Here is a 16276-nt window from a genome sequence, read left to right as displayed (position 1 = left end):
GCCTTGGCAACCCTCTTGCATGGGATTGGAGACAGACGATGCAGGTTTCAACTTGGGAAAATCCTGTCGGCACTGACGGCTTCGAATTCATCGAATACACGGCGCCGGACCCGAAAGCGCTCGGCAAGCTGTTCGAACAGATGGGCTTCACGGCCGTCGCGCGGCATCGTCATAAGGACGTGACGCTGTATCGTCAGGGCGACATCAACTTCATCGTCAACGCGGAGAAGCATTCGTTTGCGCAGCGCTTCGCGCGCTTGCATGGCCCGTCGATCTGTGCGATTGCGTTTCGCGTACAGGACGCCGCGAAGGCCTACGCCCAAGCGCTCGAAAAAGGCGCATGGGGTTTCGACAACAAGACCGGCCCGATGGAGCTGAACATCCCGGCGATCAAGGGCATTGGCGATTCGCTGATCTATTTCGTCGACCGCTGGCGCGGCAAGAACGGCGCGACGCCGAACAGCATCGGTGACATCGACATTTACGACGTCGACTTCGAGCCGATTCCGGGCGCGAACCCGAACCCGGTCGGCCACGGCCTGACCTATATCGATCACCTGACGCACAACGTGCATCGCGGCCGCATGCAGGAATGGGCGGAGTTCTACGAGCGCCTGTTCAACTTCCGCGAGGTGCGCTACTTCGACATCGAGGGCAAGGTGACGGGCGTCAAGTCGAAAGCGATGACCTCGCCGTGCGGCAAGATTCGCATTCCGATCAACGAGGAAGGCTCGGACACCGCCGGTCAGATCCAGGAATACCTGGACGCGTACCACGGCGAAGGCATCCAGCACATCGCGCTCGGCACCAGCGACATCTACCGCACCGTCGACGGCCTGCGCGCATCGGAGATTTCACTGCTCGACACGATCGACACGTACTACGAACTCGTCGACCGACGCGTGCCGAATCATGGCGAGCCGCTCGAGGAACTGCGCAAGCGCAAGATCCTGATCGACGGCGCACCGGACGATCTGCTGCTGCAGATCTTCACCGAAAACCAGATCGGCCCGATCTTCTTCGAGATCATTCAGCGCAAGGGCAACCAGGGCTTTGGCGAAGGCAACTTCAAGGCGCTGTTCGAATCGATCGAGCTCGATCAGATTCGCCGCGGCGTCGTGCAGGACAAGACCTGACCACGGAGACTCGCGCCTGATCGGCGCGCACAAGAAAAAAGGGCGAGGATCGCAGGATCCTCGCCCTTTTACGTTGCAACGCCGCCGCTCTCTTCGGAACGGCGGCCGGTCGTCATAAGACGCGCGCGATGCGGTGCGTCATGAATTCTGCCTGTACCGATCGCTGCCGATCGCACTGTCGACCCGCGCCGGCGCCACCTGCGCCGTGCGGATGATCGCGTTCGACAGTGCCCCCGTGCTGCCCGGATTCGAGCGCACCGGCGCGCTCATCGCGAAGAAAGCGGCGGAAACCATCAGGAAGGTCTGGATGTTTCTTGTGTTCATGCGTACTCCTTTTCTAACTGCCCTGCTGTCCAGAAGCTGCACAGAATGCGCGGCGTTCGGCATCGCTCGCAGGTCGGGGTTAGACAGTCGTTTTCACTGCGGTTCCGCAAATTTGTAGGTTTTACAGCTTGTTACACGCGCAGGCGCAATACAACTCCATTCCGGCGGAAATCCGCGACAACTGCTGACAACACGTAGGCAACTCGTCGCGAAACCGGCCGAAATCAGACCGTGCGCGGGCGATTTTTGATCCGCTGCGGCGGGTTTCCACCAGTGCTACCATCGCTTAAAACCCGTCAATATGACGACCCCGGCCCCAGCATTCACGAGATGCCGGGGCCAGAAAAGTTTTGGTGATCCCAAGCTGAAGTGGAGGAGTACACATAATGAATGCCCCGCTAGACGCAGGTCAGCGAGCCTCGCTCGAAGCCGCGTTGTCTTCCGTCACGCTCGACGACAAATACACCCTCGATCGCGGCCGCGCGTACATGAGCGGCATCCAGGCGCTGGTGCGTCTGCCGATGCTGCAGCAGGAACGCGACCGCGCCGCCGGCCTCAACACGGCCGGCTTCATCTCCGGCTACCGCGGATCGCCGCTCGGCGGGCTCGACCAGTCGCTGTGGAAAGCGAAAAAGCATCTGGCCGCGCATCAGGTGGTGTTCCAGCCCGGCGTCAACGAAGACCTCGCGGCCACCGCCGTGTGGGGTTCGCAGCAGGTCAATCTGTACCCGAGCGCCAAATACGACGGCGTGTTTTCGATGTGGTACGGCAAGGGCCCCGGCGTCGACCGGTCCGGTGACGTCTTCAAGCACGGCAACTCGGCCGGCTCGTCGCGGCACGGCGGCGTTCTCGTGCTCGCCGGCGACGATCACGCCGCCAAATCCTCGACACTCGCGCATCAGTCCGAACACATCTTCAAGGCATGCGGGCTTCCGGTGCTGTTTCCGTCGAACGTGCAGGAATATCTGGACTTCGGCCTGCACGGCTGGGCGATGAGCCGCTACTCGGGCCTCTGGGTCGCGATGAAGTGCGTGACCGACGTGGTCGAATCGTCCGCATCGGTCGATATCGATCCGCACCGCACCAACATCATCCTGCCGGAAGACTTCGTGATGCCCGACGGTGGGCTGAACATCCGCTGGCCCGATCCGCCGCTCGTGCAGGAAGCGCGTCTGCTCGACTACAAGTGGTACGCGGGCCTCGCCTACGTGCGAGCGAACAAACTCGACCGCGTCGAAATCGATTCGCCGCATGCGCGCTTCGGCATCATGACCGGCGGCAAAGCTTATCTCGACGTGCGCCAGGCGCTGACCGACCTCGGTCTCGACGACGAAACCTGCTCGCGCATCGGCATCCGGCTGTACAAGGTCGGCTGCGTGTGGCCGCTCGAAGCGCAAGGTGCGCAGGCCTTCGCACGCGGTCTCGACGAAATTCTGGTGGTCGAGGAAAAGCGCCAGATCCTCGAATACGCGATCAAGGAAGAGCTGTACAACTGGCCCGACGCGCAGCGCCCGCGCGTATTCGGCAAGTTCGACGAGAAGGACGGCGCGGGCGGCGAATGGTCGGTGCCGATGGGCAACTGGCTGCTGCCGGCGCACTACGAGCTGTCGCCCGCGATCATCGCGAAGGCGATCGCCACGCGGCTCGACAAGTTCGATCTGCCGTCGGATGTGCGCGCCCGCATCGCCGCGCGCATCGCGGTGATCGAGGCGAAGGAAAAGGCGCTCGCGCGGCCGCGCGTCGAAGTCGAGCGCAAGCCGTGGTTCTGCTCGGGCTGCCCGCACAACACGTCGACCAACGTGCCGGAAGGCTCGCGCGCGATGGCCGGCATCGGCTGTCATTACATGACGGTCTGGATGGATCGCAGCACCAGCACGTTCAGCCAGATGGGCGGCGAAGGTGTCGCGTGGATCGGCCAGGCGCCGTTCACGAACGACAAGCACGTGTTCGCCAATCTCGGCGACGGCACCTACTTCCACTCGGGGCTGCTCGCGATTCGCGCGGCGATCGCGTCGAAGGCGAACATCACCTACAAGCTGCTGTACAACGACGCGGTCGCGATGACGGGCGGCCAGCCGGTCGACGGCGTGCTGAGCGTGCCGCAGATCACGCATCAGCTCGCCGCCGAAGGCGCGGCGAAGATCGTCATCGTCACCGATGAGCCGGAGAAGTACGCGGCAAACGTCGGCCTTGCGCCCGGCGTCGACATTCACCACCGCGACCAGCTCGACGACGTGCAGCGTCAGCTACGCGAGGTTCCGGGCACCACGATCCTGATCTACGACCAGACCTGCGCGACCGAAAAGCGCCGTCGCAGGAAACGCGGCGCGTATCCAGATCCGGCACGACGCGTCGTGATCAACGAAGCGGTGTGCGAAGGCTGCGGCGACTGCTCGGTGAAGTCGAACTGCCTGTCGGTCGAACCGCTCGACACTGAGTACGGCACGAAGCGCCAGATCAACCAGTCGACCTGCAACAAGGACTTCTCGTGCGTGAACGGCTTCTGCCCGAGCTTCGTCTCCGTTGAAGGCGGCCAGTTGCGCAAGCCGAAGGCGGCGTCGGGCGCCGAAATGCCGCCGGTGCCGGATCCCGAGTTGCCGTCCATCGACCGTCCGTACGGCGTTCTGGTGACGGGCGTGGGCGGCACGGGCGTCGTCACGATCGGCGCGCTGCTCGGCATGGCCGCGCATCTCGAGAACAAGGGCGTCACGGTGCTCGACGTCACCGGCCTCGCGCAGAAAGGCGGCGCCGTGATGAGCCACGTGCAGATCGCGAAGCAGCCCGCCGACATCCACGCGACCCGCATCGCAATGGGCGAAGCGAGCCTCGTGATCGGCTGCGACGCGATCGTCACTGCCAGCGACGAATGCGTGTCGCGGATGCACGCGGATTGCACGCGCGTCGTGCTGAACAGCGCGCACACGCCGACGGCCGAGCTGATCAAGAACCCGAACTGGCGCTTCCCCGGCAGCAGCACCGAAGCCGACGTGCGCGCAGCGGCCGGCGATGACAACGTTTCGACCGTCGACGCGAATCACTTCGCCGTCGCGCTGCTCGGCGACGCGATCTACACGAACCCGTTCGTGCTCGGCTATGCGTGGCAGCGCGGCTGGGTGCCGCTCACGCACGAGTCGCTGATTCGCGCGATCGAGCTGAACAACGTGCAGGTGGACAAGAACCGCGCGGCGTTCGAATGGGGCCGGCGCGCCGCGCACGACCTGGCTGCGGTACGCAAGCTCGCGCAAACGCAGGGACGCGGCGACCCGGCCGACAGCGCGGGCGGCAAGATCATCGCGCTGCATACGCCGAAGGCGCTCGACACGCTGATCGACAAGCGCGCCGACTATCTGACCGCCTGGCAGAACCGTGCGTACGCGGAGCGCTATCGCGCGCTGGTGTCGCAGGTGCGGGCCGCGGAAGAAGCGCTCGATTCCGCCGACGGCCAAATGCCGCTGACCGAGGCGGTCGCGAAGAACCTGCACAAGCTGATGGCGTACAAGGACGAATACGAAGTCGCGCGTCTGTACAGCAACCCGGCGTTCATCGAAAAACTGAACGCGACGTTCGAAGGCGACTGGAAGCTGCACCTGCATCTCGCGCCGCCGACGCTATCGAAGAAGGACGCGCACGGCCATCTGGTGAAGAAGAAGTACGGCCCGTGGATGTTCCGCGCGATGCACGTGCTCGCGAAGCTCAAGTTCCTGCGCGGCACCGCGTTCGACGTGTTCGGCAACACCGGGGAGCGTCGCACCGAGCGCGCGCTGATCGGCGAATACGAGGCATTGGTGCGTGAGCTGATCGGCGGGCTGACTTCTCAGAAACGCGATCTCGCGGTCGAGCTCGCGAATCTGCCCGACGGCATCCGCGGCTATGGGCATGTGAAGGAAAACAACCTGAAAGGCGTGCGCATCAAGTGGAACGAGCTGCTCGCGCGTTGGCGTTCGCCGGATGCGGGCAAGACGCAGCACGCGGCTTGATCGACTCTCCCAATGAACCGAAAAGCGGCGGTCTGCACGGACCGCCGCTTTTTTTTCAGGCGTGATGCACGTTACTTCGCGTTCACCGACTTGCGCGCGTTCGCCGAAGCGACCGCCGTCATGTTGATGATACGGCGCACGGTCGCGGCCGGCGTCAGGATATGCACCGGCTTTTCCGCACCCAGCAGGAACGGCCCGACCGTCACGCCCTCGCCGCCCACGACCTTCAGCAGGTTGTACGCGATGTTCGCCGCTTCGACGTTCGGCATGATCAGCAGATTCGCTTCGCCGGCGAGCGTCGTGCCCGGGAACGCGGCCTTGCGGACCGTCTCCGACAGCGCCGCGTCGCCGTGCATTTCACCGTCGATTTCGAGCGACGGCGCGCGTTGCGTGATCAGCTTGCGCGCCGCGGCCATGCGCTGCGACGACGACGACGGCGCGCTGCCGAAGTTCGAGTTCGACAGCAGCGCGACCTTCGGCGTGATGCCGAACTTCTCGATTTCGCGCGTGGCGAGCATCGTCATGTCGGCAAGCTGCTCGGCGGTCGGCACTTCGTTGACGTACGTGTCGCAGATGAACATGTTGCGGCCCGGCAGCATCAGCAGATTCATCGCGGCGAAGTTCTCGACGTCGTCGGCCTTGCCGAGCACCTGCTCGATGAAGTTCAGATGCATGTGGAACTGGCCGATCATGCCGCAGATCATGCCGTCCGCTTCGCCAAGGCGCACGAGGATCGCGCCGATCAGCGTGTTGAACTTGCGCATCGCGGCCTTCGCGACGTCCGGCGTCACGCCTTCGCGCGCGCCGAGTTCGTGATACGCCTGCCAGCACTTGTGATAGCGCGGATCGTCTTCCGGATCGACGATCTCGACGTCTTCGCCGCACTTGAGCTTCGAGCCCATCTTCTTCAGACGCATCTCGATCACCGACGGACGGCCGACCAGGATCGGCTTGGCGATCTTTTCGAGCAGCACGAACTGCGCGGCGCGCAGCACGCGCTCGTCTTCGCCCTCCGCGAACACGATGCGCGCCGGTGCCGACTTCGCCGCCGCGAACACCGGCCGCATCACCATGCCCGAGCGATAGACGGTCGCGCCGAGCTGTTCGCGGTACGCATCCATGTCCTGGATCGGGCGCGTCGCGACGCCCGAATCCATTGCGGCCTGCGCGACGGCCGGCGCGATCTTGATGATCAGGCGCGGATCGAACGGCTTCGGAATCAGGTATTCGGGACCGAATTCGAGCGAGTGGCCTTCGTAGGCCTTCGCGACTTCATCGCCCTGGTCGGTTTCCTCGGCCAGTTCGGCAATCGCGCGCACGCACGCGAGCTTCATTTCTTCGGTGATCGTCGTCGCGCCGACGTCGAGCGCGCCGCGGAAGATGAACGGGAAACACAGCACGTTGTTGACCTGGTTCGGATAGTCCGACCGGCCGGTCGCGATGATGCAGTCCGGGCGCACCTTGCGCGCTTCTTCCGGACGGATTTCCGGCTCGGGGTTCGCGAGCGCGAGAATCAGCGGCTGCGAACCCATTTCGGCGACCATCTCCGGCTTTAGCACGCCGGCGCTCGAGCAGCCGAGGAACACGTCCGCGCCGCGGATTGCATCGGCGAGCGAGCGCGCTTCGGTGTGCGCCGAATAGCGCTCCTTCGACGGATCGAGGTTGCCGCGCCCTTCGTAGATCACGCCCTTCGAGTCGGCGACGAGAATGTTCTGCTTCGACAGACCGAGATTGACGAGCAGATCCAGACACGCAATGGCCGCCGCGCCCGCGCCCGAACAGACCAGCTTCACTTCGTCGAGCCTCTTGCCGACCACCTTGAGGCCGTTCAGGATCGCCGCCGACGCGATGATCGCGGTGCCGTGCTGATCGTCGTGGAAGACCGGAATCTTCATACGTTCGCGCAGCTTCTTCTCGATGTAGAAGCACTCGGGCGCCTTGATGTCCTCGAGGTTGATGCCGCCTAGCGTGGGCTCGAGCATCGCGATCGCCTCGACGAGCTTGTCCGGATCGGATTCGCTCAGCTCGATGTCGAACACGTCGATGTCCGCGAACTTCTTGAACAGACACCCCTTGCCTTCCATCACCGGCTTCGCGGCAAGCGGGCCGATATTGCCGAGGCCGAGCACCGCGGTGCCGTTCGTGATCACGCCGACGAGGTTGCCGCGCGACGTGTACTTCTGCGCGTCGAGCGGTTCCTCGTGAATTGCCATACAGGCTGCCGCCACACCCGGCGAATACGCGAGCGACAAATCCAGCTGGTTCGACAGCGCCTTGGTAGGCGTCACCGAAATCTTGCCAGGTTTCGGATTCTGGTGATATGCGAGAGCGCTTTGCTTGAGTTGTTCGTCCATTTCTAGGCCTGCGAGACGTAAGTGATTGGGCCCGGCGACACACATCGTTGCAGCGCTTTCATCTGTCGGACCGATAGCCGACCGAGGCGGTTTTCGCGCGCGCCCGGTCAGGCGCGACGGCTTACCTCGACGAACACGGGACGATGTGGAGTGCTTCGCGGGTCGATTAGTGTACACCCCGGACGTGTCGATGCACTGCGTGGTTAACAGGACTCGCCATTAGCGAAACAGGCGCTCAGGACGCTGCGTCGCCACGACCCGGCCGTGCTTTTCCGCCACGCGGCGGGGCGCCATGCGGGCCGCACGGTCCACGCATTCGCAGTATTCGAAGCGATTGAAGGACGCGCTTCGTCGACGCGGTCAGTCGAGTTCGGCGCCGCGTCGCTCAGGAATCAGAAACAGGGTCGCGAGGATGTCCAGCAGGTAAATCGACGCCAGTAGCGCGAGCGCCGCGCCGAACGAGTAGCGCGCCGCCAGCGCGCCCACGACGACCGGCCCAAAGCCGCCCACCGCGCGACCCGCGTTGAACAGCACGTTTTGCGCGGTGGCGCGCGCATCGGTTGGATAGAGCTCCGAAATCAGCGCGCCGTAGCCGCCGATCATGCCGTTGACGAACACTCCCATCGCCGCGCCGCCGATCAGCAACGCCATCGGCGTCGTCAGTTGCGCATAGACGAACACCATGACGACGGCGCCCGCCTGGTAGAACAGGAACGTCGGCTTGCGGCCGAAGCGGTCGGCGGCGATGCCGAATAGCCAGATGCCGGCCGCCATGCCGAGAATCGTCGCGGCGGTCCACAGCCCCGATTTGGTCAGCGAGTAGCCGAAGGTCTTCGACAGATAGCTAGGTAGCCAGAGCATCAGCCCGTAATAGCCGAAGTTCTGCACCGAGCACAGGATCGTGACGCCGAGGCTCGCGCGCGTCGTGCGTCCATCGACGAACAGCAGTTTCAGCGGCAGCTTGCGCATGCCGCGCGCGACGCGTTGGTCGAAAAGCGCCGGCTCCTCGACGCGGCGCCGCACGAAGAACGACACGACCGCCGGCAGCAGCCCGAGCGCGAACATGCCGCGCCAGCCGATCACCGGCAGCAGCAGCGGCGTCAGCAACGCGGCCGCCAGCACGCCAAGCTGCCAGCCGAGCCCGACATACGACGACACCCGCGCCCGCTGCGACGCCGGCCACGCTTCGGCGACCAGCGTCATACCGATGCCGAATTCGCCGCCCAGCCCGATCCCGGCGACGGTCCGATAGATCAGCAGGTCCGTGTAGCCTTGCGCGAGCGCGCACAGGCCGGTGAACACAGCGAAGATCAGGATCGTCCACGTCAGCATGCGCACGCGGCCGAAATAATCGCTGAGCACGCCGAAGAGCACGCCGCCCGCCACCGCACCGATGAGCGTCCATGTGATCAGCGCACCGGCCTGCGAGGAACTCAGATGCAGGTCGGCGGCGATCACCGGCAGCATGAAGCCGAGAATCAGCAGATCGAAGCCGTCCATCGCATAGCCCAGCACCGACGCAAGCAGCGCGCGGCCCGCATAGCCCGGTTGGACGGCGGAGCGGGTTTCGGTGGTGGAGGCGGAGGCGGGTGGAGCGGCGTTCATTGAAAGCATTCCGTAGGTCTGAAGGCGGCTGCGTGGGAAGCGTCCCGGGAAAGTCGCGTGAGTGTAAAGGCGGCCTCACCCGGTCACAAGACGATGCGCGCGCCAAAGCGCCCGCCGGCTGCGCCGCCGCGCACGACGGCCTCCTCGGTGCGACCCATTTCAGGTAAAATAGCGGCCCACGCGCGCAGCAAAAGCCGGTCTGTGCTCTTCCCCCGGCCGCGTATCCCGCCCAGCATGGCGCGGCATACCCCGCTTGCTGCGCCACCGGGCCCAGCGCCCGCTTCTCCCCCGCTCACTCCGAAGGATCCGCCCATGACAGGCTTCGATCGCCAGACGATCTCCGACACCACCGCCAAGATGCTGCTCGAAGTGCAAGCAGTGCATTTCAACGCGGAGAAACCGTATATTTTCACGTCCGGCTGGGCGAGCCCGGTGTATATCGACTGCCGCAAGCTGATCTCGTATCCGCGTGTGCGCCGCGGCCTGATGGAAATGGCCGAAGCGACGATCCTGCGCGACGTCGGCTATGAGCAGATCGACGCGGTCGCCGGCGGCGAAACCGCGGGCATCCCGTTCGCGGCATGGCTGTCCGACCGCCTGATGGTGCCGATGCAGTACGTGCGCAAGAAGCCGAAGGGTTTCGGCCGCAACGCGCAGATCGAAGGTCTGCTGACCGAAGGCCAGCGCGTGTTGCTCGTCGAAGACCTGACGACCGACAGCCGCAGCAAGATCAACTTCATCAACGCGCTGCGCACCGCCGGCGCGACGGTGAACCACTGCTTCGTGCTGTTCCACTACAACATCTTCAAGGAAAGCGTGTCGGTGCTGAAAGACATCGACGTCGATCTGCACGCGCTCGCCACGTGGTGGGACGTGCTGCGCGTCGCGAAGCAGAACAACTACTTCGACACGAAGACGATCGACGAAGTGGAAAAATTCCTGCACGCGCCGGCCGAGTGGTCCGCTGCACATGGCGGTGCGACGTCTACGCCGCAATAAAGCCATCGCGGTAAGGCTGTGACAATAAAACCTAGCCGCTTTATGCTGATTGAATGAAAAAGCCGCCTGTTTCGCAACAGGCGGCTTTTTTTATCGCGATTGTTTATCGCCGATTACCCGGCGGACGAAACGAGGCCGATGTCAGGACTGGTTCGCGATGTTCTTACTCGAGTTCGAGGAAAGATTCAGCAAACCATTGCTCTGCGCATACTGGAATAGTTGGGAGTCGCGATCGATTCCGAGCTTGCGCATGGCCGCGTTTTTTTGTGTGCTGATCGTCTTGATGCTGCGATTCAAACGCTCCGATATTTCCTTGATCGTCATACCCGATACGAACAGGCGCACGACTTCGAGTTCGCGCCGCGACAGCTTCGAGTCGTCGCGCTTGCCGGCTGAATTGACCCGCAACCCATCGAGCACCGCCTTCACCGACGGACTCATATAGGCCATGCGACGGCCCACGTGTTGTACCGCAAGCGCAATATGGCTGAGATCGTCCGATTTGTTCACGACCGACGTCACGCCAAGTTCCTTGAGCCGTTTGAGCAATGCGGCGTTCTCGAGCATGGTGAGCACGACGATCGGCAGATTCGGGAAATTGCGGCGCAAATAGTCGATGAGTTGCAAGCCGTCGCCGTACTGACCGCCCGGCATGGCCAGGTCGGTGACGAGCACGTCGCATTCGGTGGATTGCAACATTTTGATAAGTTCAGTCGACTGCCTTGCGCGCCCAACGACTTGCATACCGGGAAATTTGAGCAGCGCATTTTCAGCGCCAAACAGAATAACCGGATGATCGTCTGCCACCACGACCCTGAGTGAAACTTGCATCGTCCTCCTCTGGACGGATAAACCGGTCTCCACAACTTCTAACACTGCTTTTGACGCTCGCTATTTAAACGAGTCAAATGCAGTAAGGGTCGCGCGACAACCCCCTTACTATAGCTGATTTCCTGTCTGCGAATTCCGCGGCACGCGAACATATTGCGTCGCAGAGCTAATCAGCGCTGATGTTAGACTTGATTCGACCTTGGGGCGCAATTCAGGACAACGACAGTCGCGAGGACCCGCGCCTCGCGCCCTTACAGGAGAACCGGCATATGCGCATGCGTTGCCTGGTCGTTTCGCTGGCTTCATCTTGGCGGCATCGATCGCTCGCCGTCGGCGCGATGCTCGCGCTATTCGCAGCGCATAGTGCCGGTGCGCGGGCCGACGAGCCGTTCACGCTGACGAGCGCGAGCGTGCGCGCGGGCGGCACCGTGCAGAATGCGCAGGTGTTCGACCGGAACGACTGCAAGGGCGGCAACCGTTCACCGCAGCTCTCATGGCGCGACGCGCCGGCCGGTACGCGCAGCTTCGCGATCACGATGTTCGACGAGGACGCGCCGGGGCCCGGCTGGTGGCACTGGGCGGTCGCGGGCATCCCCGCCACGGTCGACAGCCTGCCCGAGAATGCGAGCTCGTCCGGTTTCCTGCGCAAGCTCGGCGCGGTCGAAGCGCGCAACGACTTCGATACCGACGGCTATGGCGGCCCGTGCCCGCCGCCCGGCAAACCGCATCGCTATATCATCACTGTGTACGCGCTGAACTCGGCCGATCTGCGTCTCGCGCAAGGACGTCCCGCGTTGATGTTCGATCACGAGATCCGCACGGCCGCGATCGGCAGCGCGCGGCTCGAGGTCAATTACGGGCGCTAGTGGCGGCCATCGCGGTCGTGATGGGGCGCCGCCGCGCCGCATCGCCTGGCTTGCGCCGCTCGCCTTCCCGATCGCTTTGCTGGAGCACTTCATGTCGAAGATCGTCATCGTTTATCACAGCGGCTACGGCCACACGAAGAAGGTCGCCGAAGCCGTCCTCGCGGGCGCGCTGGAAGCCGGTGCGCAAGCAAAGATGATGCCGGTCGGCGACCTCGACGACGCCTCGTGGGACGAACTCGCCGCCGCCGACGCGCTGATCTTCGGCGCGCCGACCTACATGGGCGGTCCGTCGGCCGACTTCAAGAAGTTCGCCGACGCCAGTTCGAAACCGTGGTTCGCGCAGGCGTGGAAAGACAAGATCGCAGCCGGCTTCACGAACTCGGCGACGATGAACGGCGACAAGTTCTCGACCATTCAGTACTTCGTCACGCTGGCGATGCAGCACAGCATGATCTGGGCCGGCACCGGCATGATGCCGTCGAACACGAAGGCCGCGACGCGCAACGATCTGAACTTCGTCGGCGGCTTTACCGGACTGCTTACGCAATCGGCGGCCGATGCGTCGCCCGACGAAGCGCCGCCGCCGGGCGATCTCGAAACCGCGCGCCTCTTCGGCGCGCGCATTGCGGGCGTCACCGCGCGCTGGATCGCGCCGCACGGGTAGCGGCGCGCGGGTAGCGGCGCGCGGCTAATGGCTGAACGGCGCCGAAACGACGTCGCGGCTCATCTGCGGTTCATCTTCGGTCATCAGCCCCATTCGCCGCGCAACGGGTCACGCCGACGTCACGTTGTGCGCGCATCGTCGTTTTTTCGCGCTGCACCGCACGGTCGCGGCGATGACGTCTTAAAATAACGTTCCGGCGCGGCGTCGCGCCCCGTTTCCAGCGAGTGAGATCGAGATGAGCACGAAAGTTTTTGTCGACGGACAGGAAGGCACGACCGGCCTGAAAATTTTTGAATACCTGTCGCAGCGCGCCGACGTCGAAATCCTGCGTATCGAAGAAGCGAAGCGCAAGGACCTGGACGAGCGCCGTCGTCTCATCAACGCGTCGGACGTCACGTTCCTGTGTCTGCCCGATGTCGCCTCGCGCGAGTCGGCCTCGCTCGTCGAAAACGACCGCACGGTGCTAATCGACGCGAGCACCGCGTTCCGCACCTCGCCCGACTGGGCCTACGGCCTGCCCGAGCTGGCTCGCTCGCAGCGCGAACGCCTGCGCACCGCCAAACGCATCGCCGTGCCGGGCTGCCACGCCTCGGCGTTCGTGCTTGCGATGCGCCCGCTCGTCGAAGGCGGCGTCGTCGCGCCCGAGTTCGCCGCGCACGCCTATTCGATCACTGGCTACAGCGGCGGCGGCAAGAAGATGATTGCCGACTACGAAGCCGGCGGCAACGACAGACTCAAGAGCCCGCGCCCGTACGCGCTCGGCCTCACGCACAAGCACCTGCCGGAAATGGCCGCGCATACGGGCCTGAAGTCGGCGCCGATCTTCACGCCGATCGTCGGCGACTTCTACAAGGGCCTCGCGGTCACCACGTACTTCTCGCCGGGCCAGCTCGCGAAGAAGACGACGCCGCAGGACGTGCAGGCTCAGTTCGCCGAATACTACGCGGGCGAAGCGTTCGTGCACGTCGCGCCGTTCAACGCCGACGCGAGTCTCGACAACGGCTTCTTCGACGTGCAGGCGAACAACGACACCAACCGCGTCGACCTGTTCGTGTTCGGCAACGAAGAGCGCTTCGTCACCGTCGCGCGGCTGGACAATCTCGGTAAGGGCGCGTCGGGTGCGGCGATCCAGTGCATGAATCTCGCGATCGGCGCGGCCGAAGACACCGGTTTGAAACGCTAGGCGGGGTCGACCCGCATCCGCGGTGCCACGAAAAAAGCCGGTCTTTGCAGACCGGCTTTTTTCGTTTTAAAGCCCGCTCATTGCATTGCACTGCATTGTTTTCCGCCAGCAGCATGTCGCACGGCATAACTCGCGATCTGGCCATGGCTATTGCCACAGCACCTTTTCTTATTGCTTGCGGCGGCGGCAAAGCCGACAATCCGGGCCCCGTCACACCGGCGCAATGCGCGGGCGCGAGTTGCGGTACGCAAGGCGCACCGACGCCCAGCGCTAGCACCGCGACGCTGTGCGCCGGCAGCGGCGAAATCGTTCAGTTGAATATCGACGCGACCGCGATGACCTACACGCTGAAGGGGCTCGAGTCGCCGATTCCGCTCACCAGCGCGAGCGTCGCCGTCACACGCAGGGGCACGCAGATCACGGGCGCGGTGATTCACCCGCCCGCCGGCATGCTGCCGACCGCCGAGCAGACGCGCTGCGCGTTCATCCTCGGCGCGGGCACCGGCACCGCGTCGGACGGCACGACCTACACGACGCCCGACTTCGTCGACAACCCCAACCCGCCGATGATCCTGATCGGCAAGTGCGTCGCGGGCGGCGGGATTCCGGGCGCGACGATCCAGTATGCAGGCATCACGCTGCTGCCCGGCGTTCCCGCCATCGGCGCGGTCAACAAGCGGCACTTCGACTTCTATCCGTTCCTCGGCTTCGCGAGCACGACGACCGACATCACGAAGCTTGCCGGCACCTACAACGCGCTGCTGTACTACCTGTCGCCGACCGCGAACTACGAAACCGTCGCCACGAATGCCGTCGAAACCTTCGACGCGAGCGGCAACTGCACGTCATCGAGCGTGGCCGGGTGTCTGAGCACCGGCAACCCGTTGACGCTGAACAGCAACGGCTATTTCGACAGCGCCAACCCGCCGCAGATCGTGCCGGGCACCGGCGCCACCAGCAATCCGCTGCGCACCGGCAAGTACGGCACCGCGCACATGATCCTCGGCCAGCTCAACGGCGCGACGGTCCCGCTCGTGGTCCGCACCGGCCTCGTCGACACGAGCAACCTGATCTCCCCGCAGGTCGACGACGAATCCGGCATCGCAATGCTCGCCGCGGCGACGCCGCTCGCCTCGGGCGGCTTCGACGGCGGTTACGTCGGCGCGGATTCGAACTTCAAGTACACGGCGACGCTGGTCCAGGGCGCGGCCGCGACATTCATCAATCCGTCGACGTCGGCCGCGGAAAGCTCGGTCGGTCTGAGCTATGGCGCGTCGAGCCCCGGTCTCGTCAACGTGCGGGACGGCACCGGCAACACCGGTCTCGCGATCGCGTCGGGCGGACTGTACGCGACCGTGATTCAGGGCGAAGAAAACGGCGGGATCACGTCGACGTCGGCGAATGCGGATACGCCGAGCGCGCCGTACTTCGGCATCGGCGCGCAGTTCAGCAAATAAAAGCAACAGGCACCCGCTGCGCGCAACGCGCAGTCGACCCGCGCGGCTCAGTGCAGGACACATGAAGCAGACGGTGGCCGGAATGGGAGCCGGCGACGGACCAATGACCGAAACGCGGCTGTGCCCTGCGTCGCTCGACTACGGCACGGTCTTCACCGGTGGCGGCGGAGACGGTGAACTCGTCAAACTGCAGCTCGATACGACGAAGATGACGTGGCAGATCAGCTACATCCAGTCGCCGATTCCCGCCACCACCGGCACCGTCGCCCCGACGCGCGCGGGCCAGTTCGCGAGCGGCTCCCTGACCCCGGAAACGCGGCTACCGACCAACAAGCTGAACCGGTGCGCGTTCCGTCTGAACGGCGCGAGCCTCGATGCGAGCCGGCCGGCGCGGATTTTCGTGGGCGAAGGCGTCGTCGTCGTGGGCGCCGGTGTTCAACGCGGGCCTTGCGTACAACATCACCGAGCACTGGGGGCTCGTTGCGTCGGTCACGTATATCCCGCTGAAGACGACGTCGTCGGTCATCATCAAGGCGGCCGATGGGACGGAGCTTGGCGTGTCGAAGGCGGATCTGCGCGCAAACCCGATCATTTCCTTCCTGGCCGTGTCGTATAAGTTCTGAATTTGATTTTCCGCGGTCGCGGCGCCGCTTTGGGCGCGCGGCGAATTCCGGGCAAAAAAAAGCCCACCTAGGTTGGCGGGCTGAATCCATATCAGAGGAGACATGGAGGAGACAAGACGAACTATAGCAGACCGCTTGGTGCGTTGCAACATGCAAATTAGGGTTGACCCTCAATGTTGCAGACATACAACGGTCACATGGGTACGGCTCAGTTTTCCCTTGTCTGCCGACACGCGCGGTGCTTAGTGCCTCACCAG

General features: G+C 64.0%; 11 protein-coding genes and 2 pseudogenes. 9 read left to right on the top strand and 4 right to left on the bottom strand.

The window, feature by feature from the left end:
- Positions 1-38 precede the first annotated feature (38 nt).
- On the top strand, positions 39-1136 hold the full coding sequence (hppD, locus tag OKW38_RS19795) for a 4-hydroxyphenylpyruvate dioxygenase (protein WP_429362799.1): 1098 nt from the start codon (positions 39-41) through the stop codon (positions 1134-1136).
- Between the two features lie 138 nt (positions 1137-1274).
- Here the strand turns inward: hppD and OKW38_RS19790 are convergent, their stop codons facing one another.
- The gene (locus OKW38_RS19790) at positions 1275-1460 is read right to left on the bottom strand and encodes a hypothetical protein (protein ID WP_187612701.1); all 186 of its coding nucleotides are present in this window, start codon (positions 1458-1460) and stop codon (positions 1275-1277) included.
- Between the two features lie 386 nt (positions 1461-1846).
- Here OKW38_RS19790 and OKW38_RS19785 point away from each other — a divergent pair, with 386 nt between their 5' ends.
- Positions 1847-5437, top strand: coding sequence for an indolepyruvate ferredoxin oxidoreductase family protein (locus OKW38_RS19785; RefSeq protein WP_429362797.1), 3591 nt, complete (start codon positions 1847-1849; stop codon positions 5435-5437).
- Between the two features lie 71 nt (positions 5438-5508).
- Here OKW38_RS19785 and OKW38_RS19780 read toward each other — a convergent pair whose 3' ends face one another.
- Together OKW38_RS19780 and OKW38_RS19775 are read right to left on the bottom strand one after the other, a co-directional pair.
- Positions 5509-7791, bottom strand: a complete 2283-nt coding sequence (locus tag OKW38_RS19780) for an NADP-dependent malic enzyme (RefSeq protein WP_090802617.1) — start codon at positions 7789-7791, stop codon at positions 5509-5511.
- Positions 7792-8151: 360 nt separating this feature from the next.
- A complete protein-coding gene (locus tag OKW38_RS19775) occupies positions 8152-9396 on the bottom strand; it encodes an MFS transporter (protein ID WP_429362796.1) in 1245 nt (414 codons plus the stop codon).
- A gap of 312 nt (positions 9397-9708) precedes the next feature.
- Here OKW38_RS19775 and OKW38_RS19770 point away from each other — a divergent pair, with 312 nt between their 5' ends.
- Positions 9709-10395, top strand: coding sequence for an orotate phosphoribosyltransferase (locus OKW38_RS19770; RefSeq protein ID WP_018418686.1), 687 nt, complete (start codon positions 9709-9711; stop codon positions 10393-10395).
- A 141-nt stretch (positions 10396-10536) separates the two neighbouring features.
- Here the strand turns inward: OKW38_RS19770 and OKW38_RS19765 are convergent, their stop codons facing one another.
- The gene (locus OKW38_RS19765; protein WP_429362794.1) at positions 10537-11226 is read right to left on the bottom strand and encodes a response regulator; all 690 of its coding nucleotides are present in this window, start codon (positions 11224-11226) and stop codon (positions 10537-10539) included.
- 269 nt (positions 11227-11495) lie between these two features.
- Between OKW38_RS19765 and OKW38_RS19760 the strand changes: the two genes are divergently transcribed.
- The 6 genes and pseudogenes from OKW38_RS19760 to OKW38_RS19735 all read left to right on the top strand — a co-directional run.
- Positions 11496-12092, top strand: a complete 597-nt coding sequence (locus tag OKW38_RS19760) for a YbhB/YbcL family Raf kinase inhibitor-like protein (RefSeq protein WP_429362792.1) — start codon at positions 11496-11498, stop codon at positions 12090-12092.
- A 91-nt stretch (positions 12093-12183) separates the two neighbouring features.
- Positions 12184-12756: a flavodoxin family protein gene (locus tag OKW38_RS19755; RefSeq protein WP_429362791.1), complete on the top strand. Its 573-nt coding sequence runs from the start codon at positions 12184-12186 to the stop codon at positions 12754-12756.
- Positions 12757-12991: 235 nt separating this feature from the next.
- Positions 12992-13939: an N-acetyl-gamma-glutamyl-phosphate reductase gene (argC, locus tag OKW38_RS19750; protein ID WP_090802609.1), complete on the top strand. Its 948-nt coding sequence runs from the start codon at positions 12992-12994 to the stop codon at positions 13937-13939.
- A 113-nt stretch (positions 13940-14052) separates the two neighbouring features.
- The gene (locus tag OKW38_RS19745) at positions 14053-15396 is read left to right on the top strand and encodes a DUF2957 domain-containing protein (protein WP_429362789.1); all 1344 of its coding nucleotides are present in this window, start codon (positions 14053-14055) and stop codon (positions 15394-15396) included.
- Positions 15397-15457: 61 nt separating this feature from the next.
- Positions 15458-15841, top strand: a pseudogene (locus tag OKW38_RS19740) (DUF2957 domain-containing protein); the annotation flags it as partial.
- Positions 15801-16019: pseudogene (locus OKW38_RS19735) on the top strand (OmpW family outer membrane protein); the annotation flags it as partial. The pseudogenes OKW38_RS19740 and OKW38_RS19735, both read left to right, overlap by 41 nt.
- Positions 16020-16276: the final 257 nt, after the last annotated feature.

Source organism: Paraburkholderia sp. MM5496-R1, assembly GCF_050436205.1.
Lineage (GTDB): Bacteria > Pseudomonadota > Gammaproteobacteria > Burkholderiales > Burkholderiaceae > Paraburkholderia > Paraburkholderia tuberum.
Note: the sequence above shows the minus strand (reverse complement) of the source record. Positions and strands in the feature narration are given on the sequence as shown.

Bases quoted from the DNA above. Each gene is read 5' to 3' on its own strand.
- hppD (WP_429362799.1), top strand. From the start codon at position 39: ATGCAGGTTTCAACTTGGGAAAATCCTGTCGGCACTGACGGCTTCGAA.
- OKW38_RS19790 (WP_187612701.1), bottom strand. From the start codon at position 1,460: ATGAACACAAGAAACATCCAGACCTTCCTGATGGTTTCCGCCGCTTTC.
- OKW38_RS19785 (WP_429362797.1), top strand. From the start codon at position 1,847: ATGAATGCCCCGCTAGACGCAGGTCAGCGAGCCTCGCTCGAAGCCGCG.
- OKW38_RS19780 (WP_090802617.1), bottom strand. From the start codon at position 7,791: ATGGACGAACAACTCAAGCAAAGCGCTCTCGCATATCACCAGAATCCG.
- OKW38_RS19775 (WP_429362796.1), bottom strand. From the start codon at position 9,396: ATGAACGCCGCTCCACCCGCCTCCGCCTCCACCACCGAAACCCGCTCC.
- OKW38_RS19770 (WP_018418686.1), top strand. From the start codon at position 9,709: ATGACAGGCTTCGATCGCCAGACGATCTCCGACACCACCGCCAAGATG.
- OKW38_RS19765 (WP_429362794.1), bottom strand. From the start codon at position 11,226: ATGCAAGTTTCACTCAGGGTCGTGGTGGCAGACGATCATCCGGTTATT.
- OKW38_RS19760 (WP_429362792.1), top strand. From the start codon at position 11,496: ATGCGCATGCGTTGCCTGGTCGTTTCGCTGGCTTCATCTTGGCGGCAT.
- OKW38_RS19755 (WP_429362791.1), top strand. From the start codon at position 12,184: ATGTCGAAGATCGTCATCGTTTATCACAGCGGCTACGGCCACACGAAG.
- argC (WP_090802609.1), top strand. From the start codon at position 12,992: ATGAGCACGAAAGTTTTTGTCGACGGACAGGAAGGCACGACCGGCCTG.
- OKW38_RS19745 (WP_429362789.1), top strand. From the start codon at position 14,053: ATGTCGCACGGCATAACTCGCGATCTGGCCATGGCTATTGCCACAGCA.